Genomic DNA, 20,831 nt, shown 5'->3' with positions numbered 1-20,831 from the left:
AACAAAGGGGAATACACCCATGCGATATCACGCGGGAGAATACCACGTCATCGTCGTCGGGGCTGGACATGCCGGGGTGGAAGCGGCACTCGCTGCCGCACGCCTCGGTTGCAAAACACTGCTGCTGACGATCAGCCTCGACATGGTGGCGCACATGCCGTGCAACCCGTCTGTCGGCGGACCTGCCAAAGGCAACGTCGTGCGCGAAATCGACGCGCTCGGCGGCGAGATGGGCCGCAACACCGACCTTACGTACTTGCAAATGCGCTTGCTGAACACCGGCAAGGGCCCGGCGGTGCATGCATTGCGCGCACAGGCTGATAAATTTTTCTACTCGCACCGAATGAAAGAAACGGTCGAGAACACCCCGAACCTCACGATGCACCAAGGCATGGTCGAGGAACTGGTCACAGAGAATGGGCACATCAAGGGGGTTGTGACCCGCACCGGCGCCACCTATACCGCGCAATCGGTCGTCCTGACCACGGGCACCTACCTGCGCGGCAAGATCATCATGGGCGAAGTCCAATACTCGGGCGGCCCGTCTGGACAACTTCCGGCGGTCAAACTGACCGATTCGTTGCTCGACCTCGGGTTCCAACTCGTGCGCTTCAAGACCGGCACCCCGCCCCGCGTCCACCGCGACTCGCTCGACTTCACCAAGTGCGAGATTCAGCCCGGTGATCGCGACCCGTTGCACTTCCAGTTCTCCGATGACGTTATGCCGCGCGATCAGATGCCCTGCTGGTTGACCTACACCAACCCGCATACGCATGAGATCATTCAGGAAAATCTGCACCGTGCGCCGATGTTCTCCGGGATCATCGAAGGCACCGGCCCGCGCTATTGCCCGTCGATCGAGGACAAGATCGTGCGCTTCTCCGAACGCCCGAACCACCAAGTCTTCCTCGAACCAGAGGGTCGCTACACCGCTGAATACTACGTGCAAGGCTTGTCGACCTCGCTACCCGAAGAAGTGCAGTTGAAGTTGTTGCGCACGATCTCTGGCATGGAGCAAGTCGAGATGATGCGCCCAGGCTATGCGATTGAGTACGACGCGGTCGTCCCGACACAATTGCAGTTGACGTTGGAGACCAAGCAGGTCGCAGGCTTGTTCACAGCCGGTCAGATCAACGGCACCTCCGGCTATGAGGAAGCGGCGGGCCAAGGTCTGCTGGCAGGGATCAACGCCGCGATGAATGCGCTGAACCGCGAACCGGTGATCTTGGAGCGCTCGGATGCCTACATCGCCGTCATGATCGACGATCTGGTCACCAAGGGCACGCTGGAACCGTACCGCCTGCTCACCTCGCGTGCAGAGTACCGTCTGATCCTGCGCAATGACAACGCGGACATGCGCCTGTCGGAGATCGGCTATCGGATCGGTCTGTTGCCTGAGGAACGCTTCGTGCGCTTCATGAAGAAAAAAGAAGCGATCGAGCAAGAAAAAGCCCGCCTCGCCACGACTCGCCTGAAAGCGAACGAGGTCAACCCGAAACTCGTCGAGGTCGGCTCCAAGGAAATTCAGGATGCTGCGACTCTGGAGCAGCTTTTGCGCCGCCCCGAAGTGGGGTATCAGTTGATTGAAGACGTCGCACCAGCACCGGACGGCTTGCACCCGGAAGTGCGGGAACAAGTCGAGATCCAAACCAAGTACGCCGGGTACATCGAGAAGTCCCATCAGCAGATCGAGAAGCAGAGAAAGCTGGAGGAGAAGAAAATCCCCGACAGCATTGACTACAACGACATCAAGGGCCTCTCCAGTGAATCGCGGGAAAAGCTGATCAAGATCCGCCCGATCTCGATCGGCCAAGCATCGCGCATCTCCGGGGTCAACCCGGCAGACATCTCGATCTTGATGGTCTATCTGGAAGGCTATAGAAGGAGTGCAGTTCATGAGTGAGGTACAGGCGCGATTTCGCGAGGAGGTCTCGACAGGTCTCGGTCTGACGTTGTCAGATCCGCAGATGGAGCAGTACGAGACCTACTTCAACTGGCTGGTCGAGTGGAATGAAAAAATGAACTTGACCGCGATCACCGATCAGGAAGGCGTGTATTTCAAGCACTTCTACGATTCGATGATGCTCTTGAAGCTCCAGCAATTCCAACGCTCAGGCACGTTGCTCGACGTCGGAGCGGGTGCTGGCTTCCCGTCGCTCCCGGTACACATCGCGGCACCGGAGATCGAAGCGACGGTCGTCGATTCGCTGAACAAGCGCATCGGGTTCCTGAACGAACTGGCGCAGGCGCTAGGCACATCGAACTACCGTGCCGTGCATGGACGAGCTGAAGACTTCGCGCAGCAAAAAAATTTCCGAGGAAATTTTGATCAAGTCACCGCCCGCGCCGTCGCCCGCTTGAACATCCTGCTGGAGTTGTGCCTGCCATATGTCAAGGTAGGCGGGCACTTTTTTGCCATGAAAGGGCCAGAGGCGGACAACGAAATCTCCGAGTCCAGCAAGGCGCTGCAAGTGCTCGGCGGCCGCGTCGTCGATCTGTTAAAAATGGACCTGCCCGGCGGGCAAGGGTCGCGCAACATCGTCGTCGTCGAAAAAGTGAAAGATACGCCGAAACAGTATCCGCGCAAAGCAGGTACTCCGTCGAAATCGCCGCTGTAAGGCGCGTCGACTCTTGTAAAATCATAGGAACATTTGTTACATTTGATCGGTTAGCAGGAAAAACCGCAAGGATTGACGAAAAGAGAGTGTGACTTCTTTTACTGAGTTTTTTACTGAGTAGGTGGGTGAGTCGGTGATGAAAGAACAACTGTCTCGTATCTTCGGCCTCGGGGACAACAAGGATTCGGAAGCGGGTACTTCCCTAGAGCAGCATTCTCAAGAGGAAGTTCGCCAGGTTCCGATCGACCAGATCGTGTCGAGTCCCTATCAGCCCCGCACGATCTTTGATGATGAACGCATCGAAGAATTGGCGCAGACGATTCGAACCCACGGGATGATTCAACCGATCGTCGTCCGCAAGGTCGGCGATACATATGAATTAATCGCCGGTGAGCGCCGTTGGCGTGCTTGTACGAAGCTTGGGTTAGAAACCGTTCCTGCGATCGTCCGCGAATTGAACGATTCGCAAGCGGCTTCGGTTGCCTTGATCGAGAACTTGCAACGTGAAGGTCTGACCGCGATCGAGGAAGCTGCTGCGTACTCGCAGTTGTTGGAGTTGCACGGTCTCACGCAGGAGAACCTCGCACAACGTCTGGGCAAGGGGCAGTCGACGATTGCGAACAAACTGCGTCTGTTGAACCTGCCGAAGGATGTGCAGGAAGCGTTGATGGCTCGGAAAGTCTCGGAGCGTCATGCCAGAGCTCTGCTGGCCTTGCCATCGGAGGAACTGCAGTTGAAAGTGCTCGGCGAAATTGCTGAGAAGGAAATGAATGTCAAGCAGACCGAGGCGCGGATCAAGCAATTGGTCGACGCACAAACTCCGGTTAAAAAGCCGCGCAAGATCTCCTTCTCGCGCGACATCCGACTTGCAGTGAACACGATTCGCCAGTCGCTCGACATGATCATCCAGAGCGGCATCTCCTGTGAGAAGGAAGAAGAAGATCACGAGGACTACTATCAGTTCGTCATTCGTGTACCGAAAACAAAGTCATAAGCTGGTGATGTGATTTTGTAGGATTTCCATGCATGTTTTCAAGCAGGCGTTTGCCTGCTTTTTCTGTTCTATTCTTTTTCTTCGATTTCTTGTAAAATGGAGATTGCATGCTTACAGTTTTGAAAGAGGTGGATGCTCATGGCGAGAGTCATCGCAGTGGCGAACCAGAAGGGTGGCGTGGGCAAAACCACGACTGCTGTCAACCTGGGCGCCTGCTTGGCGAGTCTGGGAAAGCGCGTCCTGTTAATTGACATCGACCCGCAGGGCAACACCACGAGCGGGATTGGTATCAACAAAGCGGATGTGCGTTACGATATTTATGATGTGATCATTAATGAGGTCAACGCGGTCGATGCGATTTTGCCGACAGAAGTGCCGAATTTGAACATTCTGCCAGCGACGATCCAACTTGCAGGGGCGGAGATCGAGTTGGTGCCGACGATGTCGCGCGAAGTGCGCTTGCGTCAGGCGCTGCAACCGATCAAGAGCCAGTACGACTACATGTTGATCGATTGCCCGCCGTCTCTTGGTCTGCTGACTGTTAATTCGTTGACAGCGTCAGACTCGGTGTTGATCCCGATTCAGTGTGAGTATTATGCGCTGGAGGGTTTGAGCCAGCTCTTGAATACAATTCGCATGGTGCAAAAGCATCTCAATACCACGCTGGAGATCGAAGGCGTGTTGTTAACGATGCTCGATGCGCGGACGAACCTCGGTTTGCAAGTTATTGAAGAAGTGAAAAAGTACTTCCGGGAGAAGGTCTACTCCACGGTCATCCCGCGCAATGTGCGCTTGGGTGAAGCACCGTCGCATGGTCAATCGATCATCCAGTACGACCCGAGGTCTCGCGGTGCCGAAGTGTACCTCGAACTCGCGAAGGAAGTGGTGGGCGCATGAACAAAAAACAGGGCGGGTTAGGTCGCGGCTTGGATGCGATCTTCCACTCGAATCCGAAAGCGGATGACAATGTGACGGAGGCCGCTCCCAAGGACATGCGTCCGAACCCGTACCAGCCCCGCCGTGTCTTCGATGAGGAAAAAATGGCGGAACTGGTGCAATCGGTGAAGGAACACGGGATCATCCAACCGATCGTCGTCCGCCAAGCTGTGCGCGGCTATGAGATCGTCGCTGGCGAACGCCGTTGGCGTGCAGCACAGGCGGCCGGTTTTGAGATGGTGCCGGTGGTCGTGCGCGACTTTACGGATGAGCAGATGAACGAGATCGCGCTGATCGAGAACTTGCAGCGCGAGGATTTGAATCCGATTGAAGTCGCGGAGGCGTACCAGAGTCTGATGGATACTTTCCATATGACGCAGGACGTATTGGCGAAAAAAGTCGGACAGAGCCGTTCGCATGTCGCCAATACGTTGCGCCTGCTGAACCTGCCAAGCGAGATCCGCGAACACGTTTCGCGTGGAACGCTCTCGATGGGTCATGCGCGCGCCTTGCTAGGATTGAATGACAAAAAGCTACAGATTCAACTGGCGGAGAAGACCATCGACGAGGAACTGTCTGTTCGCGAAGTCGAGCACATGGTCAACCGTCTGCAACACTTGGCACAGCGTGAGGCAACACCCAAGCGCGCGGTGAAGGAAAATCCGATCCTCAAGCAATACGAGGAGGAGTTCCGGTTCCGACTGGGCACCGGAGTGAAAATTCACCAAGGCAAGAAGCGCGGGAAGATCGAGATCGAATACTTCTCGCAGGACGACCTTGAGCGGATCTTGGGACTTTTGGAATCAAAGTAGTACATCAGGGTAAGCGGAACTCTCGCCGGCATATAGGCAGGGGTTCCGCTGATTTTTTATCATCACGAACGACTAGGAGGCTGCTCGATGATCTACCTCGACAACGCTGCTTCATCCTACCCCAAACCAACGCATGTGATCACCGCGATGGAGGCGTGCATCCGCGACTACGCGGCGAACCCTGGTCGTGGTACGCACCAACTCGCGATGAGAGCCTCCCGCACGCTATTTGAAGCGCGCAGCAAAGCGGCCAAACTGTTCGGGATCAAAAACTGCGACAACGTCGCCTTTACTAAAAACGCCACCGAAGCCCTCAACCTCGGGATCAAAGGGCTTTTGCAACGAGGCGATCACGTCATCACCTCCACGCTCGAACACAACTCGGTACGCCGACCGTTAGAATTTCTCCACAAGCAAGGTCTGATCGAACTCACCTACGTGCCGGCAGATGCACAAGGCCGTTTTTACGCGGAGGATATTCGCCCTGCGATTCGGGACAACACGCGCCTGATCGCCGTGACACATGGCTCCAACCTGACCGGCACCTTGATGCCGATTGCCGAGATCGGGCAGATTGCCAAGGAACATGGGATCGTGCTCCTCGTTGACGTCTGCCAGACAGCCGGTGTCTACCCGATCGATGTGGAGGCGATGAACATCGGACTGCTCGCCTTCACGGGGCACAAGAGTCTGTACGGTCCGCAAGGCACCGGCGGTCTCTACATCCACCCCGACCTCGACCTCGTTCCGCTGATGCAAGGCGGCACGGGTGGTTATTCGGAGTGGGTGGAGATGCCGATGACCCGCCCAGATCGCTACGAAGCGGGCACGCCGAACACCGTCGGATTCGCAGGACTGCTGGCCGGGCTGACGTTTTTGGAAGAGACCGGCTTGGCGAACATCCGCGCACACGAAGAGGCGTTGACGACTGTCCTGCACCAAGGTCTGTTGGAGATCCCTGGCGTCGAGGTCTACGGTCCGCCGCTCGGGGAGGCACGTGTGCCGATTGTTTCGTTTACGATCGCAGGCTTTGAATCGCATGAGATCGGGTTCATTCTCGACAAAAACTACAACATCTGCGTCCGCTCCGGCCTGCACTGTGCTCCGTTGGCGCATGAAACGGTCGGGAGCATCGAGCATGGACTCGTGCGTGTCTCGATCGGATATTTCAACACGGCGGAGGACATCGACGCCATTTTACAGGCCGTCCGGGAAATCGCAGGCTAACGAGACGAGGATCTAGATCGAGATACAGATAGAGAGGGGGAACTCGGCAGATATGGTATTGCTCGGCACCATCGTCAACTCACTGGCGATTCTGGTTGGATCGCTACTTGGGATGTTCCTCAACCGCATCCCAGATCGGATGAAGACGACTATTTTGCAAGGCCTCGGCATGGCGGTGTTCGTCATCGGACTCTCGATGGCGCTCAAAGCCGCCTATGCGGACGGCTATGATCTGCTGTACGTGATCGCGTCACTGGTCTTCGGCGGTGTGCTCGGAGAAGTGCTCGACATCGAGGGCAAGCTGCATGCGGTCGGTCGTTTTGTAGAAGGCAAGATGAGCAAGTTTGGCAATGGCAAAGTCTCGGAAGCGTTCGTTTTTTCCTCGCTGGTCTACTGTGTAGGGGCGATGGCGATCGTCGGCTCGTTGCAGAGCGGCTTGGAAGGCAGTCATAAAATTCTCTACACCAAAGCGATGCTCGACGGTTTCTCCTCGATCTTCTTCACGTCCGCGATGGGCATCGGCATCGCGCTCTCGGCGGTTCCGGTCTTTCTCTACCAAGGGAGTATCGCGCTGATGGCAGGATGGCTCGCCAGTGCCTTGTCCGCCCCGATCATCGCAGTGATGGCAGCCACGGGCGGCATCCTGATCATGGGCATCGCCTTGAACGTCATGGAAGTGAAGAAAATCAACGTCGGCAACCTGCTTCCGGCCATCTTCGTCGCGGGGATCGTCAAGTGGATCGCCATGAAGTACGGATTCTAAAAAAGCGGAGACGAGCACGCCTCGTCACCGCTTTTTTTTCCGCTGTCTGGGAAGGCTATGTTACAATAGCAGATGTGTCCGAGAGGGGGGTACATAACTGATGGTCGATTCGAAACAATGGTTGATTCAAAACATTGATCTCGTGGTCGCACTGTTATCCGGTCTCTTGATCGTCATGCTGATCCTGTTCATCGTCTCCATGGTTCGCATGGCTCAAGTTCGCAAGCGATACCGGAATCTCATGAAGGGCCTGAAGGACGCCAACTTGGAGGAGATCCTCTTCCAATATACGGATGACGTGCAACGCCTGGAAGCACAAGTTCAGGATGTCGTAACAGCCCAAGACCGCCTGCAACACGACATGGAACTGTCGATCGGCCCGGTCGGCGTGCTGCGCTACAATGCATTTCCCGATGCGGGTAGCGACCTGAGCTACAGCATCGCCTTGCTGAACCGCGATGCGGATGGCGTGGTGCTGTCCAGCATCTTCGGCCGTGAGGAATCCCGTACATATGCCAAACCGATCGTCGCTGGAGCGTCCTCGTACAAACTCAGCGAGGAAGAGCAAGAAGCCATTCATAGAGCGACCCAACAGATGATGACGAAAAAGGCACCCTAACAGCCGTTGGGTGCTTTTTTTGTAGGCAAAAAACATCCCAAGGCGCACACGTGCACCCTGGGATGTGGTCGTTCAACATCGTTCAACATGCGAATTATTGCTGTTGGAGCTGTTTGAGACGTTTCGAGATGTCTTCCGGCGTCAAACCGTGCGCGTTGATCACCGGAGCAAGGCTGGCAGCGTTGCTCACACCCATCACATTGTTGTCAGCGCCCGAGATGATGATCGCTTCGAGACCTTGGTCATTCTGGTTTTGGTTGTCCAGATTGACGCACTGGTAGCCCTCTTGGCTCAGGTAGTCCTTGACCGTGCTGAGGTTTTGCTCAATCGCCACTTTTTTGTTCGTCATCGTACCAGCCCCCTTTGTGTTCGCTTGGAAGAACCAGTACTAGTATGTGCGGGATGGGGGTGGCTATGCGAGGCGACAACTTACAGAAACGGAAACAGACTCTTGACGGTGCCTTTGTTTGTTTTGGCGTCGAGATGGGAGTTGGACAGCTCATCGACAACAACAGGATGCGGAACTGCAAAGGCATGAGTGACCGCTTGGTGCAGGCCGTCTGCGATGCAATCCGCCATGCGCATGACGATGGAGAGGCGTGTGTTCTGCAGGACAAAGTACTCCATAAAACCGCCGACGTTGACGATGCCGGTGACGTGGATGTTGCCGACCTCGGGCAGAACTTTGTTGACACCAGCCCCTGGCTTGAGCGGGCCATTGCCAATCGTGACCAGACCCACGCTTTGAATTTGGCCGAGGCAAGCGTCGACCGCGATGACAAACGGGTTGGTGTAACGGCCTTGGATCTCCTGAATCGTGTCCTTGAGGTTGACTGCATGGACAGGCGATTCGAGCGTACCATACACAGTAACAAACGGATGATCATCGACTCGTGCAGATAGTTTGGACCCGACGAGTGGCCCGAGGGCATCGCCGGTGGAGCGGTCTGTCCCGATGCAGACGATGACGACCTGTCGTGCTGGCCCATGCTCTTGTACGTAGCTGAACAATCGCTCTGCGAGGGATTGTGCCGCACGGGGTTCGTTATGATCAACCTTGAACGGCGCGCCGCTGGTCTTTGCATTGTTCTCTCTCAACATGGACACCCTCCGCAAACGAATAAGTTTTAATAGTATATGCATTGGGAGAGTGTTCCATACGGGGATGGTCGTCTAATTTTCTGACTCCGACTTGCATAGAGTCTCTAGAGGACAACCTGCAAAGGGGGAAGGAAAGAGATGGTCGACCTATGTATCGCCGTGGTACTATCATGGTGTGTCTGGTTTGGATATAGACGGGGATTTTGGCGCACGTGCATGGACGCGATTGCCTTGCTGGCACCGATGTTCCTGCTGACGTTTTCGATCCCCTTTTTAAAAGGGGCGCTCGTCGATAAAAGTTGGAGTTTCGCCCTCACCAAGTGGATGGCGGGACACCTCGTCCACACGTCGCCGCAATCGAGCGGCTTTTTGAATGTCACGAAGGCGACCCCGGTCGGCCAAGGTTTAGGCCCAGATGTGATAGCGGTCGTCGAGCGCTTGTACGATCTGCTGTTGCTAGGCTTGATGGGCGGGACTATTTTTGTCGGTTTGCAGATGATCCTGCGCGTCTATGAAACCCTCTGGCGCGATGAGCGTGGCTTGTGGCGTTCGAAGATCGCGGGTGGATTTGTGGGTTTGGGAATCGGAACGACGATCTCTACCTATCTAGTGAGCGTGCTCGGCTTGGTCTGCTGGTTGCAAGGGTTGCAGTGGATCGACGGGGAATTGATGCATTCGATGTTTGTGCGGAGCTTGTACCGCTTGATTGTTTGGTAGTGTCTCGAATTCTATAGGAGCGCGGGGTGTGCAGGATGGGTTTTTGGTTGGTGGCATTTGATTCAACGCACCATGCCTTGCGTGCAGAGGCGGAGTTGGAGGGAGCGGGGCTGGAGATCGACATCCGCCCCACCCCGAAGGCGGTCACAGCCGGGTGTGCGCTGGCGATCGACTTCTCCCCGGAGGACTATGATTCTGTGCGCGAGATCATCTCCGACCGAGAGATCGTGGTGCGCGGCTATTTTAAGCCGGAAGGAGACGGCTATACGTCGCTCTAAGCCAAGGAGGTTGGAACGTGGGTACTTTTGTTACGACTTATGATCAATTTGCTGCGAAGTTTTTCAATCCAGAGTTTTGGATTGGCGCCGGTTGGATACTCCTGAAGATCGCGATGATTTTGATCGTCGCCAAACTTGCGATGAAGCTGGCCGATTCTACGATCGGACGGATTTTTGGTTCCCGCGCGATGCGGATGGACGAACGTCGGAGCAAGACGATGACGACACTGTTGTTGAACGTGACGCACTATGTGGTGTATTTCATGGTGATGTTGACGGTGCTCTCAAACCTTGGGCTCGATGTCACCACACTGATTGCAGGAGCCGGCGTGATCGGTCTCGCGATCGGTTTTGGTGCGCAGAGCCTCGTGAAGGATGTGATCACCGGGTTTTTCATCATCTTCGAGGATCAGTTTGGCGTTGGCGACAATGTGATGATCAACAACAACATCAATATTCGTGGCAACGTCGAGGAAGTGGGTCTGCGTGTTACCAAGATTCGTGCCTATCAAGGCGAGGTACACATCCTGCCGAACAGCCAAATCCAGCAGGTGACCAACTATTCGAAGACGAATTCGCTGGCGGTATTGGACGTGTCCGTGGCGTATGAGGAAGACTTGGAGCGCGTCTATCATGTCTTGCGTGAGGTTGGCGAACAACTGAAAGCGGACAATGAGGCTGTAACTGGCGAGCCGCAAGTGCTCGGCGTGCAGAACTTCGGCCCCTCGGAAGTGATCGTGCGGATGACGGTGGAGTGCAAACCGATGGAAAATCACGCGGTCGGGCGCGAACTGCGCGAGCGCATCAAGCTGGCCTTTGAGCGAGAGAACATCGAAATCCCATATCCAAAGCAAGTCAATCTGTTCCACGGCGAGCCGGAGAAGCAAAAGCAACAGCAGACAGGCAAGGCGTGATTCGAGAGCAAAGGGGTACGCGATATGGAAGGGAAACAGTTTGAACTGGGTGATGTTGTACAGATGAAAAAAGCGCATCCCTGCGGTGCGAATGAATGGGAGATCCTGCGTCTCGGGATGGACATCCGCATCAAGTGCGTAAAGTGCGGACGCAGCGTGTTGCTCCCGCGCCGTGACTTTGAGCGCAATATGCGCAAGGTGTTGCGCAGCAAGGGAGGGGAGAGCTGATGGCGGTCGAGTTGATCAAAACGGCTTGTCCTCTCGATTGCTGGGATTGTTGCGGGATGATCGCACACGTTGAGGACGGGCGACTGATCAAAGTTGAAGGCGATCCAGACCACCCGATCACACAAGGCACGCTCTGTGGCAAAGGTCGGAAGCTGGTCGACCGCTACCACCATGAGGAACGCGTGCTGGAACCCTTGAAAAAAGTCGACGGGGAGTGGCAGCCGATCTCCTGGGAGCAAGCCTTCCAGGAGATTGCGGCCCAGATGCAGGCTGCACGTGCGCAGTATGGTGCGACGGCGGTAATGCACCACTACGACTATGGCTCGTCAGGGTTGTTGAAGGTGCTGGAACAGCGCTTTTTCAACCTGTTCGGCGGGTTTACCGATACGGTGGGGTCGATCTGCTGGGGTGCCGGGTTGGAAGCACAGAAATACGACTTCGGATACGCGAAGAGTCATCATCCGGATGATTTGGCGGCACATACCGACCTGTTCGTGATCTGGGGGCGCAATGTCTCCGTGACCAACATGCATATGATGCCCTACCTCAAAGCGGCGATGAAGCGAGGAGCGGAATTGGTGATCATCGATCCGTTAAAAACTGACTTGAGCGACAAAGCGGTCAAGCAGTTGCAACCGCGTCCAGGATCGGACGGTGCGTTGGCGCTGGGGATCGCTCGCCATCTGCTGGATCGCGGGTTGGTGGATGAGGCGTTCGTGCAGGAGCATGCGGTGGGATATGAACAGTTTGCGGCGTATGTGCAAGAGTGGACGGTGGAGCGTGCGGCGGAGGTGACCGGGGTTGAGGCGGAGGACATTCGCTGGCTGGCAGAACAGTACGGCTCTGGACGTGCAGCTGCGACGATTCTCGGGCTGGGCATGCAGCGCTACGCCAACGGTGGCAACACGATCCGCCTGATCGATGCAGTGGTCGCGATGAGCGGAAACGTCGGACGTCCGGGCGGCGGTGTGCAGTACGGCAATCAAGTACACAAGTTCGATTATGCAACGCTGATGGCAGACGACAAGCCGAAGCAATACCGGGCGTTTACAAAGGTCACGGAAGCGGACGAGATGCTGGCGGTGCAAGACACAGAGGAGCCCGTAAAGGTACTGTTCGTCACGCGTTCCAATCCGGTGGGGCAGTTGCCAGATACGAACAAAACGCTCCAAGCGTATGCGACGGTTGATACGGTCGTCGTGCTGGATATGTTCATGCATGACACGGGCGTGATCGCCGATTACTTCCTGCCGTGTACGACGGTGTTCGAGGAAGAGGATATCATGTACAGCTCGATGTGGCATTCGTATATGACCTATGTGAACCGGGTGGTGGAACCGCGTGGGAACACCAAGCCGGACTGGGCGATTCTACAAGGGTTGGCAAGAGAGTTGGGGTTCGGGCATGAGTTTGGCGAAGGGGACAGCGTGCATCAGTGGATGGAAGTGGCGTTGAAACCGTTGGAAGAACAGATGGGGATCTCGCGGGAGAAGTTGCAGCGTGAAGGGATTGTTCAGGCGCATGAGGAGTCGGTTGCGTGGTCGAATTATCAGTTTGGGACTCCGAGTGGGAAGTATGAGTTCTACTCCACGGTGGCGGAGCAGGACGGGGCTTCGGCGCTGCCGGTGTATGAGGAGCCGGTGGAGAGCCCGTACCGAGACAAGGAACGGGCTGAACGGTATCCCTACCACCTGCTGACGATCCATCCTCGTCGATCGCTGAACAGCCAGTACTACCATGTCCTCCAGATGCCCGACCGACCCGTTGTGGAGATATCGCCACTGATTGCACGGGAAACTGGACTTCGTGACGGTGACCTGACCCGCGTCTACAATGACCGTGGCGAGATTCTCGGCACGATCAAAGTGACCGACGGCCAACACAAGCGCACGATCAAGATCGAGGAAGGCTGGTGGGGCATCAAAGGAACGATGTTGAACACCCTGACATCGAACAGACGAAGTGACTTAGGCATCGGCTCTACGCAGTACGACTGCCTCGTGAATCTGGCGAAGGTGTAACGTATATCTTGCAATATGGCTCCCAGGGCCCTGCGGTTTTCCGCATGTGGCTAGTCCCTCCTCCGCAACAGCGGGCGAGGGACTTTTTTTAATTTTAGGACTGGCATAAAGAACGTGTGTTCGTATATAATATAACCATACAGAACGCACGTTCGCAATACCTTTCGTAAAAAAAGTGGAGGTGACGACATGAACATCAAGGAATTGCAGATCGCCTACCGGGAGCATCGCCCGGTCTCCCTCATCTATATGAAGCAGAGCGGAGAGATCTCCCAGCGGGTCGTACAGGTGCGAGAAATCACAGAGGACCTCATCCACACCTACTGCTACAAGCGCCGCCAGCCGCGCACGTTTTTGCACGAACAGATCCTCGCCGTCTCGCTGCAAGTTCCGCGTTCGCATCTGTCGTCATCCAGCCGCCGCTACGGATAGAGACCGCATCTCCCGCGCATTCTACCTCCTAGATAGCCTAACGACAGGAGGGTTTATGGATGGGGGAGAAGATCATCGCGATTCAGAAGGATCAGAACGGAGACATCGCTGAGGTGATGACCCACACCGGGCGTGTGATCTCGATCGAACAGGCGATCGAGGAGGCACGAGCGGGCCAGTTTGACTCGATCACCGCGCTTGATAAGGAAGGCAATTGGTACATCAACTCCAGCACGGGCGATGGAGAGCCGGAGTCTGGGAGCAACCTCGACAGCTTACCATCCTTTGAACAGGCGATGCATGAGGACAATTTGGAGGGCTGACCAGCACCTTTTGCAAAAAAGGGTTCCGGCGCACAGGCTTGGAGCCCTTTTTTCACGTGGAACAAGTTCGTTTCCCTCGTACATTTTGTTATAATGGGTAGTGGACTATTTTTGGAGGTGCTAGCCAGATGGCTTTGTCAGTAGGTATCGTTGGATTGCCGAACGTCGGCAAATCTACGCTTTTTAATGCAATTACCAAAGCAGGGGCGGAAGCAGCAAACTATCCGTTCTGCACCATTGACCCGAACGTGGGGGTCGTCGAAGTTCCGGACGAGCGTCTGATCAAGCTGACGGAGATCGTGATTCCGAAAAGCGTTGTCCCGACAGCTTTTGAATTTGTAGACATCGCAGGCTTGGTTGCAGGTGCGTCCAAGGGCGAGGGTCTGGGCAACAAGTTTCTCGGACACATCCGTGAGGTCAACGCGATTGCGCACGTGGTCCGCTGCTTCGAGGACTCGAACATCACCCACGTCGCCGGCAAAGTCGATCCGCTGAGCGACATCGAAACGATCGAGCTCGAGCTTGTTTTTGCTGACCTCGATTCGATCGAGCGCCGTATGGATCGCACGCGCAAAGCCGCCAAGGCGGGCGTCAAGGAAGCTGTGCTGGAGATCTCCGTGCTTGAGCGCCTCAAGGAAGCGTTTGAAAATGGCAAACCGGCACGTTCTGTCGATTTGGATGAGGAGGAGAAGCATGTCATCCGTGACCTGCACCTGCTCACCATCAAACCGGTGCTCTACGTCGCCAACGTTGCAGAGGACGAAGTAGCGAACGCGGAAGAGAATGAGTACGTCAAGCGCGTCCGTGAGTTCGCGGCTGGCGAAGGTGCAGAAGTCGTCGTGATCTCTGCGAAGGTTGAATCGGAAATTGCAGAGCTCGAAGGCGAGGACAAGCAGATGTTCCTCGAGGAACTCGGTTTGCCGGAGTCCGGTCTGGACCGTCTGATCAAGCAAGCGTACAAACTGCTCGGCCTGATCACCTACTTCACAGCGGGTGTGCAAGAAGTCCGCGCTTGGACGATCAACCGGGGCACGAAGGCACCGGGTGCTGCTGGCGTCATCCACACCGACTTCGAAAAAGGCTTCATCCGCGCTGAGACGGTTGCCTATGACGACCTCGTGCATTACGGCTCGATGAATGCCGCGAAGGAAGCGGGCAAGGTGCGTCTGGAAGGCAAGGAATACGTGGTAGCTGACGGGGATGTCATGCACTTCCGCTTCAACGTCTAATTGACTGTTCGCGCCTCGATGCGCGCAACTCGATTACGTGCCCCAGTAGGGGGTGCGCACTTTTTCATGAGGAGGAATATCCCATGTTGAACCGCATCATCTTGATCGGTCGTCTGACGGCCGATCCAGAATTGCGCTACACCCAGTCCGGGACTGCTGTTGCGACGTTCTCTCTAGCAGTAGACCGCGCACGCACCGGCCAAAATGGCGAGCGTGAGACTGATTTTATCAACATCGTGGTCTGGCAAAAACAAGCGGAACTCTGCGCACAATACCTGCGCAAAGGCCGGATGGCCGCAGTGGATGGCCGTCTGCAGATCCGCAGCTACGACAACAAGGAAGGCCAAAAAGTCCGCGTCGCAGAAGTTGTCGCGGAAGGCGTGCGCTTCCTTGATCGTGGTGACAACGCAGGTGGTGGCAGCCAGGGCGGCGACTTCGCTGGTGCTGGAGCAGGCGGCTACGGCGGCGGTGGAAACCAAGGCGGAGGCGGCTACGGCGGCGGAAACCAAGGTGGAGGCGGCTATGGCGGTGGAAACCAAGGCGGAGGCGGCTATGGCGGCGGAAACCAAGGCGGAGGCGGCTTCGGCGGTGGAAACCAAGGCGGAGGCGGCTTCGGCGGTGGAAACCAAGGCGGAGGTGGCTTCGGTGGTGGAAACCAAGGCGGGGGCGGCTTCGGCGGTGGAAACCAAGGCGGGGGTGGCTTCGGCGGCGGGAACCAAGGTGGCGGCGGTGCCAAGCGCAACGACGACCCGTTCTCTGATGATGGCAAGCCGATTGATATCTCGGATGATGATCTGCCGTTTTAAAACACTAGCAAAAAGTGCATAGTAAGAAATGTAGGAGGTCCCTTGTGTAGCAAGGGGTCTCTTTGTTTTTGTACCTGTGTATTTGAAAAGGAGGGCCAACATGCCGCGGTGTACTTTCATTTTTGAACTTGGAGCGAGAAGGGAATCATTGGAGCGCGTTGAAAAAGATATTAGAAAATAATTTTTCAACCTGTCGATTTCGGTGTCCCCCGTTCGTTGCCAATATAGAGGCAAATTATAGACAAGGAGAGGATTTTCGATGTTATTCATGTTGGTTGTCAAAGCAACAAAAAGTTCCGAGGCCGGCATCATGCCAAATCAAGAGCATTTTGACGCTATGAGGAAGTTCAACGAGGAGCTGGCGGAGGCAGGCGCACTGATTGCCGCACAAGGACTCCACCCAAGCTCGAGCGCGATTCGCATCTCTTATCCGGAACCTGGTGGAAAACCGAAGGTGTTAGAAGGACCCTTCACGGAAGCAAAAGAGCTGATCGCGGGCTTCACGTTGATCGAGGTGAAATCGAGAGAAGAGGCGATCCAGTGGGCGATGCGGATGCCAGACCCGCACGGCTTCGGCGAAGGCGAAATCGAGTTGCGCCAAGTGTACGAAGCGGCGGAACTGACTCAGGACCCGGAAGCGATAGCCAGGGAAACTGAAATGCTTGAACGTGTTAAGAGGAAGCTGAGGTAGTGGGGGAATCCGCTGGCCATCGCACCATCGATGGCATTTGGAGAATCGAGTCGGCCAAGATCGTCTCCGGTCTTGCACGCCAATGAGTTGGCGTAACATAACTACCATTTTAAAGCACTAGCACGAACTGCATAGCGAGAAATGCGAGAGATCCCTTTTGTAGCAAGGGATCTCTCTGTTTTATTCTTGAAAAAACCGTTCCATACGCGGCATCATTGCATTCAGCAGGACGCCCCCGAAGCAGACTGTCAGCACGGTTCCGATGCCAATCGGCCCAGCAAAAACGAAGGCCAGTAACAAGAGCAGCAGATAGATCAAGGTTCTTGCAAACAATAGATTGGTGCGTGTCAGATCCCGAATGATGAGCATCAGGCTGTCAATCGGAATCGGGGCAACGTTGGTCAACAAATAAAGGGATGTGCCTGTGACGGTAATCATCAGGCCAAGGACAAAGCAGAGATACGTGGTGAATCCGGCTTCCGGTTGTACCCAATCGGGTAGTACCCATAGCCAAGTATCAATCCCCACCCCAGTGATAAAGGCGGTCAGCATGCCCAAAAACTCGGGCTTTTTTCTCCTGAGCAGGGCATTGCTGCTCACCAGAACCAGCGCAAGAATGATCTCCCAACTGCCGACCGTCAGCCCGACTGTTTTGGACAACCCTACCAGCAGCGCATCAAAAGGGGACGTTCCCAGATTGGAACGGATCGTGAGCGCAATCCCCATTGTTAAGATCACAATCCCCAATCCATAGAGGCAATATCTCAGCTTGTTCGTCATTTTTTTTCTCTCTCCCTAGCCAAATGGAATGGATCGTTTTATAATAGTCTACGCGCAACATTATTGCAAATGCAACAAAAAGATGGGCGAGAAGGAGGTTTGCCGTTGAAAGAGATTCTGCGTGAGATCGGCATGATCGCTCGGGCCTTGGACTCGATAAGCAACATCGAGTTTAAAGAGTTTGACCTGGCCAAAGGGCAATATTTGTACTTGGTGCGCATCTGTGAGAACCCGGGAATCATTCAAGAAAAAGTAGCCGAGATGATCAAAGTGGACCGTACAACAGCAGCCCGCGCCATCGCCAAACTGGAGGAACAGGGACTCATTTATAAGCAAAAAGACGATCACAACAAAAAGATCAAGAAGCTATTTGCCACCGAACAAGGGTACGCGATCTATCCTTCGCTACAAAGAGAAGGGGACTACTCCAACCAGATGGCCTTGTCCGGGCTGTCACCAGAGGAGATCGAGACGATTCACGACCTGCTTGTGAAAGTCAGAAAAAATGTAGAAGTGGACTGGGAATTCGTGAAAAAGGGACACAAGCGAAATTACTAACCACAACACTAAAGGAGACGATTACCATGACCATACAGTTGAAAACTTGTACGTTGTCAGATGTGCACACCCTTCAAGCGATCAGTACTGAGACATTTGATGAGACGTTTCGTGCAACCAATGTGCCTGAGAACGTGGATGCTTACTTGGAGAAGGCATTCACTCTGGAAAAACTGGAGAAAGAGCTCGCGAATACGGATTCCTTTTTCTATTTTGCGTATGTCAACGAAGAGCTGGCTGGGTATTTAAAAGTCAACATCAACGCGGCACAATCAGACGAGATCATTGACGATGCCCTCGAAATCGAACGCATTTATATACGCCGCGCCTATCATGGACAAGGGCTGGGAAAATACTTGATCCAAAAGAGCATCGACATCGCCAAGGAGAAAAACAAACAGCATATGTGGCTGGGGGTGTGGGAGAAAAACGAGCGTGCCATCCGATTCTATGTAGGGCTGGGCTTTGTTCTGCACGGCGCGCATTCCTTCTACTTGGGGAACGAAGAGCAAACGGACTTGATCATGATCAAGCCCCTTGCAAATTAAGCTGCAAGGAACAAATTGATCTTCAAATCATTTTGATGTAATGTCGATGAAAGGGCTTGATGCTCGGTTGATCGAAAAATTGAAGAGGGGTGTTCCTTGATGACAACTAGTAGTATGAACCCCAAGGTTGATGAATTTTTAAGTAAAGCTAATAAGTGGAAGGACGAATATGAGAAGTTGAGAACTATTGTTCTTGACTGTGAGCTGACCGAAGAATTTAAGTGGATGCATCCATGTTACACGTTTGAGAAAAAAAACATCGTTTTAATTCATGGATTTAAAGAATATTGTGCGCTTCTGTTTCACAAAGGTGCCTTGTTACGGGATGCCCAAGGGATTCTCATCCAACAAACGGAGAATGTACAGGCGGCGCGCCAGATTCGGTTCACCAATGTTCAAGAAATAGTTGAGATGGAAACCATCTTGAAAGCCTATATTTATGAAGCCATCGAAGTTGAAAAAGCTGGGTTGGAAGTGAATTTTAAAAAGAGTTCAGAGGTCATCATTCCTGAAGAACTTCAAAATAAATTCGATGAAATCCCTGCCTTGAAAACGGCTTTTGAAGCATTGACGCCGGGACGGCAAAGAGCATACATTCTTTATTTTTCTGACCCCAAACAATCCAAAACTCGAGCCTCAAGGGTTGAAAAATATATGCAGCAAATTCTCAATGGAAAGGGATTAAAAGATTAGTTTATTCGTGCGACCACCCCTTGTCGCTTTGGACCGATGCATCATTTCAGAGGTGTGAAAAAGACCCAGCCGTATGGCTGAGTCTTTTTCATTAATAAAGCGTAGGCGTCGAGTAGCAATAACTTGGTCAATCAACTTTTTCCCCCACCCTGTCACAAATCCCTACGCTCTCTCGTCTTGAGGGTACTCACTACAAACGGGAGGCGTTTTCGAATGGAAAAAAAGAAGTGGGACATCACGATCATCGGTGCTGGTTTGGCAGGTTTGACCGCGGCTGTGTACTTGGCACAGGCGGGAAAACAGGTGTTACTACTGGAACATGGTTCACGCTTGGGCGGACGTGCGGCAACGGATGAGCAGAACGGCTGTTTTCTAAACATCGGCCCACACGCCGTGTATAAAAACGGAGCGGGCCTCCAGATCCTCCACGAGTTGGGCGTTGCGCCGAGTGCAGGCGAGCTGAAACTCGGCGGGCGGCTCGTCACTGAGGAGAAAATACACGACCTGCCGTTGACAGCGTTTGGCTTGCTGAAGTCCGGCTGCTTTTCTTTCAAGGAAAAAGCCGAGCTGGCCCGCCTGCTCACCAAAATCTCAAAACTCAACCCGCAGTCGGTGGAGCACCTAACCTTGCAAGAGTGGCTACATGGCGCAGTGAAGGGGAAAAACGCCCGCAATTTCTTTCTCGCCCTCGCTCGTCTGAGCACCTACTCGAACAGTCCGATGCAGATCAGCGCAGGGACGGTGCTTCGCCAGTACCAACTCTCGCTCGGCGGGGTGTATTATGTACATGAGGGCTGGCAGACGGTGGTGAATGCACTAGGCGAACGGGCAGCGCAAGTCGGTGCGAACGTTCAGACGGGGAAAAAAGTCACCGCGATCCGCGGGACTCATCCGGAGATGACGGTGCAACTTGCGGACGGCACGGAGATTGCCACTCGCAATGTGCTGTCAACAGCCAGCCCGAGCAAGACGTTCGAACTGGCCGATGCGAAGCCAACCTCACAACTGGGTGTACTTTGCGACCGCGTCACCCCGGTCTATGGTGCTGCCCTGGATGTGGCCTTGCGCCGCTTGCCCAATCCGGGAACGAATTTCGCCTTGCATCTAGAGCGGCCATATTACTTCTCCAACCACTCTCACACCGCTCGTCTGACGCAGAATCGTAACCATGTCGTGCTACACATCTTCAAATATCTCAGCGCGCAAGAAGAAACGAGCGCCAAGCGCAACCGTCAGGAGTTGGAGAGTTTCCTCGATCAGTTGCAACCGGGATGGCGCAACGAACTGATCACGTCCCGTTATCTGCCGCGCATCGCGGTCACCAACGGACTGCCGACTGTCGAGCGAGTCAGAAACGCCCGCCAAACTGAGGTGCCGGAAACGGTCGTGTCCGACTGCCCAGGTCTGTACCTCGCTGGAGACTGGGTGGTAAATGAGTCTTTGCTGGCCGATGCCGCCTATGTCAGCGGGAAGGAGATCGCCACACACATCCTGCGCACGGAAATGAGCCATTTGAGCCTTGCTACTGGCGCACGCTGCTAGA

25 protein-coding genes are annotated in these 20,831 nt (G+C 54.6%); 22 read left to right on the top strand and 3 right to left on the bottom strand.

Going from position 1 to position 20,831, the window contains the following annotated elements; genetic code table 11:
- Positions 1-19 precede the first annotated feature (19 nt).
- From mnmG to C7459_RS02240, 8 genes are all read left to right on the top strand, one after another.
- Complete coding sequence (mnmG, locus tag C7459_RS02275; protein ID WP_109685838.1) at positions 20-1,903, top strand: tRNA uridine-5-carboxymethylaminomethyl(34) synthesis enzyme MnmG; 1,884 nt, start codon at positions 20-22, stop codon at positions 1,901-1,903.
- A complete protein-coding gene (rsmG, locus tag C7459_RS02270) occupies positions 1,896-2,618 on the top strand; it encodes a 16S rRNA (guanine(527)-N(7))-methyltransferase RsmG (RefSeq protein WP_109685835.1) in 723 nt (240 codons plus the stop codon). The genes mnmG and rsmG overlap by 8 nt, the downstream gene beginning before the upstream one ends.
- A gap of 136 nt (positions 2,619-2,754) precedes the next feature.
- A complete protein-coding gene (gene noc / locus C7459_RS02265) occupies positions 2,755-3,612 on the top strand; it encodes a nucleoid occlusion protein (protein ID WP_109685833.1) in 858 nt (285 codons plus the stop codon).
- A 138-nt stretch (positions 3,613-3,750) separates the two neighbouring features.
- Positions 3,751-4,509, top strand: a complete 759-nt coding sequence (locus C7459_RS02260) for a ParA family protein (RefSeq protein WP_109685831.1) — start codon at positions 3,751-3,753, stop codon at positions 4,507-4,509.
- A complete protein-coding gene (locus C7459_RS02255; protein ID WP_109685828.1) occupies positions 4,506-5,360 on the top strand; it encodes a ParB/RepB/Spo0J family partition protein in 855 nt (284 codons plus the stop codon). Before C7459_RS02260 ends, C7459_RS02255 begins: the two co-directional genes overlap by 4 nt.
- A gap of 87 nt (positions 5,361-5,447) precedes the next feature.
- A complete protein-coding gene (locus C7459_RS02250; RefSeq protein WP_109685826.1) occupies positions 5,448-6,587 on the top strand; it encodes an aminotransferase class V-fold PLP-dependent enzyme in 1,140 nt (379 codons plus the stop codon).
- A gap of 52 nt (positions 6,588-6,639) precedes the next feature.
- A complete protein-coding gene (locus tag C7459_RS02245) occupies positions 6,640-7,350 on the top strand; it encodes a DUF554 domain-containing protein (RefSeq protein WP_211320321.1) in 711 nt (236 codons plus the stop codon).
- A gap of 100 nt (positions 7,351-7,450) precedes the next feature.
- Positions 7,451-7,969, top strand: a complete 519-nt coding sequence (locus tag C7459_RS02240) for a DUF4446 family protein (RefSeq protein WP_109685824.1) — start codon at positions 7,451-7,453, stop codon at positions 7,967-7,969.
- 94 nt (positions 7,970-8,063) lie between these two features.
- On the opposite strand, the gene C7459_RS02235 is transcribed toward C7459_RS02240, so the two are convergent.
- On the bottom strand, positions 8,064-8,318 hold the full coding sequence (locus C7459_RS02235; RefSeq protein ID WP_109685822.1) for a YkuS family protein: 255 nt from the start codon (positions 8,316-8,318) through the stop codon (positions 8,064-8,066).
- Positions 8,319-8,398: 80 nt separating this feature from the next.
- Positions 8,399-9,070, bottom strand: a complete 672-nt coding sequence (gene yyaC, locus C7459_RS02230; RefSeq protein ID WP_109685820.1) for a spore protease YyaC — start codon at positions 9,068-9,070, stop codon at positions 8,399-8,401.
- Between the two features lie 138 nt (positions 9,071-9,208).
- Here yyaC and C7459_RS02225 point away from each other — a divergent pair, with 138 nt between their 5' ends.
- From C7459_RS02225 to C7459_RS02180, 10 genes are all read left to right on the top strand, one after another.
- Positions 9,209-9,787 carry a hypothetical protein gene (locus tag C7459_RS02225; RefSeq protein WP_146200929.1) on the top strand — a complete coding sequence of 193 codons (579 nt, stop codon included), beginning with the start codon at positions 9,209-9,211 and terminating at the stop codon, positions 9,785-9,787.
- A 35-nt stretch (positions 9,788-9,822) separates the two neighbouring features.
- Positions 9,823-10,065, top strand: coding sequence for a putative Se/S carrier protein (locus C7459_RS02220; RefSeq protein ID WP_109685816.1), 243 nt, complete (start codon positions 9,823-9,825; stop codon positions 10,063-10,065).
- A 17-nt stretch (positions 10,066-10,082) separates the two neighbouring features.
- Entirely contained in the window at positions 10,083-10,979 is an 897-nt protein-coding gene (locus C7459_RS02215) for a mechanosensitive ion channel family protein (protein WP_245884363.1), read from the top strand.
- Between the two features lie 24 nt (positions 10,980-11,003).
- Positions 11,004-11,207 (top strand): DUF951 domain-containing protein, encoded by a 204-nt coding sequence (locus C7459_RS02210; protein WP_109685813.1) that lies wholly within the window; start codon positions 11,004-11,006, stop codon positions 11,205-11,207.
- Complete coding sequence (locus C7459_RS02205; RefSeq protein WP_109685810.1) at positions 11,207-13,228, top strand: molybdopterin-containing oxidoreductase family protein; 2,022 nt, start codon at positions 11,207-11,209, stop codon at positions 13,226-13,228. The genes C7459_RS02210 and C7459_RS02205 overlap by 1 nt, the downstream gene beginning before the upstream one ends.
- A 189-nt stretch (positions 13,229-13,417) precedes the next feature.
- On the top strand, positions 13,418-13,660 hold the full coding sequence (locus C7459_RS02200; RefSeq protein WP_109685807.1) for a hypothetical protein: 243 nt from the start codon (positions 13,418-13,420) through the stop codon (positions 13,658-13,660).
- A 59-nt stretch (positions 13,661-13,719) separates the two neighbouring features.
- Positions 13,720-13,983: a DUF3892 domain-containing protein gene (locus C7459_RS02195; protein ID WP_109685805.1), complete on the top strand. Its 264-nt coding sequence runs from the start codon at positions 13,720-13,722 to the stop codon at positions 13,981-13,983.
- A gap of 128 nt (positions 13,984-14,111) precedes the next feature.
- Positions 14,112-15,212, top strand: coding sequence for a redox-regulated ATPase YchF (gene ychF, locus C7459_RS02190; protein WP_109685802.1), 1,101 nt, complete (start codon positions 14,112-14,114; stop codon positions 15,210-15,212).
- Between the two features lie 83 nt (positions 15,213-15,295).
- Positions 15,296-16,018 (top strand): single-stranded DNA-binding protein, encoded by a 723-nt coding sequence (locus C7459_RS24065; protein WP_109685800.1) that lies wholly within the window; start codon positions 15,296-15,298, stop codon positions 16,016-16,018.
- 259 nt (positions 16,019-16,277) lie between these two features.
- Positions 16,278-16,709, top strand: a complete 432-nt coding sequence (locus C7459_RS02180) for a YciI family protein (RefSeq protein WP_109685798.1) — start codon at positions 16,278-16,280, stop codon at positions 16,707-16,709.
- 180 nt (positions 16,710-16,889) lie between these two features.
- Here C7459_RS02180 and C7459_RS02175 read toward each other — a convergent pair whose 3' ends face one another.
- Entirely contained in the window at positions 16,890-17,489 is a 600-nt protein-coding gene (locus C7459_RS02175) for a YczE/YyaS/YitT family protein (RefSeq protein WP_245884362.1), read from the bottom strand.
- A 105-nt stretch (positions 17,490-17,594) separates the two neighbouring features.
- Between C7459_RS02175 and C7459_RS02170 the strand changes: the two genes are divergently transcribed.
- The 4 genes from C7459_RS02170 to C7459_RS02155 all read left to right on the top strand — a co-directional run bounded on the left by C7459_RS02170 (position 17,595) and on the right by C7459_RS02155 (position 20,830).
- Positions 17,595-18,047: a MarR family winged helix-turn-helix transcriptional regulator gene (locus C7459_RS02170; protein ID WP_109685796.1), complete on the top strand. Its 453-nt coding sequence runs from the start codon at positions 17,595-17,597 to the stop codon at positions 18,045-18,047.
- A gap of 26 nt (positions 18,048-18,073) precedes the next feature.
- Entirely contained in the window at positions 18,074-18,595 is a 522-nt protein-coding gene (gene paiA, locus C7459_RS02165) for a spermidine/spermine N(1)-acetyltransferase (RefSeq protein ID WP_109685793.1), read from the top strand.
- 99 nt (positions 18,596-18,694) lie between these two features.
- A complete protein-coding gene (locus C7459_RS02160) occupies positions 18,695-19,288 on the top strand; it encodes a YdeI/OmpD-associated family protein (RefSeq protein ID WP_109685790.1) in 594 nt (197 codons plus the stop codon).
- A 213-nt stretch (positions 19,289-19,501) separates the two neighbouring features.
- The gene (locus C7459_RS02155) at positions 19,502-20,830 is read left to right on the top strand and encodes a phytoene desaturase family protein (protein WP_109685788.1); all 1,329 of its coding nucleotides are present in this window, start codon (positions 19,502-19,504) and stop codon (positions 20,828-20,830) included.
- Position 20,831: the final 1 nt, after the last annotated feature.

This window comes from Tumebacillus permanentifrigoris (assembly GCF_003148565.1).
In the GTDB taxonomy this organism is placed as follows: Bacteria; Bacillota; Bacilli; order Tumebacillales; family Tumebacillaceae; genus Tumebacillus; species Tumebacillus permanentifrigoris.
Note: the sequence above shows the minus strand (reverse complement) of the source record. Positions and strands in the feature narration are given on the sequence as shown.

Excerpts from the sequence above, each read along its gene's own strand:
- mnmG (WP_109685838.1), top strand. The coding sequence starts at position 20 with ATGCGATATCACGCGGGAGAATACCACGTCATCGTCGTCGGGGCTGGA.
- rsmG (WP_109685835.1), top strand. The coding sequence starts at position 1,896 with ATGAGTGAGGTACAGGCGCGATTTCGCGAGGAGGTCTCGACAGGTCTC.
- noc (WP_109685833.1), top strand. The coding sequence starts at position 2,755 with ATGAAAGAACAACTGTCTCGTATCTTCGGCCTCGGGGACAACAAGGAT.
- C7459_RS02260 (WP_109685831.1), top strand. The coding sequence starts at position 3,751 with ATGGCGAGAGTCATCGCAGTGGCGAACCAGAAGGGTGGCGTGGGCAAA.
- C7459_RS02255 (WP_109685828.1), top strand. The coding sequence starts at position 4,506 with ATGAACAAAAAACAGGGCGGGTTAGGTCGCGGCTTGGATGCGATCTTC.
- C7459_RS02250 (WP_109685826.1), top strand. The coding sequence starts at position 5,448 with ATGATCTACCTCGACAACGCTGCTTCATCCTACCCCAAACCAACGCAT.
- C7459_RS02245 (WP_211320321.1), top strand. The coding sequence starts at position 6,640 with ATGGTATTGCTCGGCACCATCGTCAACTCACTGGCGATTCTGGTTGGA.
- C7459_RS02240 (WP_109685824.1), top strand. The coding sequence starts at position 7,451 with ATGGTCGATTCGAAACAATGGTTGATTCAAAACATTGATCTCGTGGTC.
- C7459_RS02235 (WP_109685822.1), bottom strand. The coding sequence starts at position 8,318 with ATGACGAACAAAAAAGTGGCGATTGAGCAAAACCTCAGCACGGTCAAG.
- yyaC (WP_109685820.1), bottom strand. The coding sequence starts at position 9,070 with ATGTTGAGAGAGAACAATGCAAAGACCAGCGGCGCGCCGTTCAAGGTT.
- C7459_RS02225 (WP_146200929.1), top strand. The coding sequence starts at position 9,209 with ATGGTCGACCTATGTATCGCCGTGGTACTATCATGGTGTGTCTGGTTT.
- C7459_RS02220 (WP_109685816.1), top strand. The coding sequence starts at position 9,823 with ATGGGTTTTTGGTTGGTGGCATTTGATTCAACGCACCATGCCTTGCGT.
- C7459_RS02210 (WP_109685813.1), top strand. The coding sequence starts at position 11,004 with ATGGAAGGGAAACAGTTTGAACTGGGTGATGTTGTACAGATGAAAAAA.
- C7459_RS02205 (WP_109685810.1), top strand. The coding sequence starts at position 11,207 with ATGGCGGTCGAGTTGATCAAAACGGCTTGTCCTCTCGATTGCTGGGAT.
- C7459_RS02200 (WP_109685807.1), top strand. The coding sequence starts at position 13,418 with ATGAACATCAAGGAATTGCAGATCGCCTACCGGGAGCATCGCCCGGTC.
- C7459_RS02195 (WP_109685805.1), top strand. The coding sequence starts at position 13,720 with ATGGGGGAGAAGATCATCGCGATTCAGAAGGATCAGAACGGAGACATC.
- ychF (WP_109685802.1), top strand. The coding sequence starts at position 14,112 with ATGGCTTTGTCAGTAGGTATCGTTGGATTGCCGAACGTCGGCAAATCT.
- C7459_RS24065 (WP_109685800.1), top strand. The coding sequence starts at position 15,296 with ATGTTGAACCGCATCATCTTGATCGGTCGTCTGACGGCCGATCCAGAA.
- C7459_RS02180 (WP_109685798.1), top strand. The coding sequence starts at position 16,278 with ATGTTATTCATGTTGGTTGTCAAAGCAACAAAAAGTTCCGAGGCCGGC.
- C7459_RS02175 (WP_245884362.1), bottom strand. The coding sequence starts at position 17,489 with ATGACGAACAAGCTGAGATATTGCCTCTATGGATTGGGGATTGTGATC.
- paiA (WP_109685793.1), top strand. The coding sequence starts at position 18,074 with ATGACCATACAGTTGAAAACTTGTACGTTGTCAGATGTGCACACCCTT.
- C7459_RS02160 (WP_109685790.1), top strand. The coding sequence starts at position 18,695 with ATGACAACTAGTAGTATGAACCCCAAGGTTGATGAATTTTTAAGTAAA.
- C7459_RS02155 (WP_109685788.1), top strand. The coding sequence starts at position 19,502 with ATGGAAAAAAAGAAGTGGGACATCACGATCATCGGTGCTGGTTTGGCA.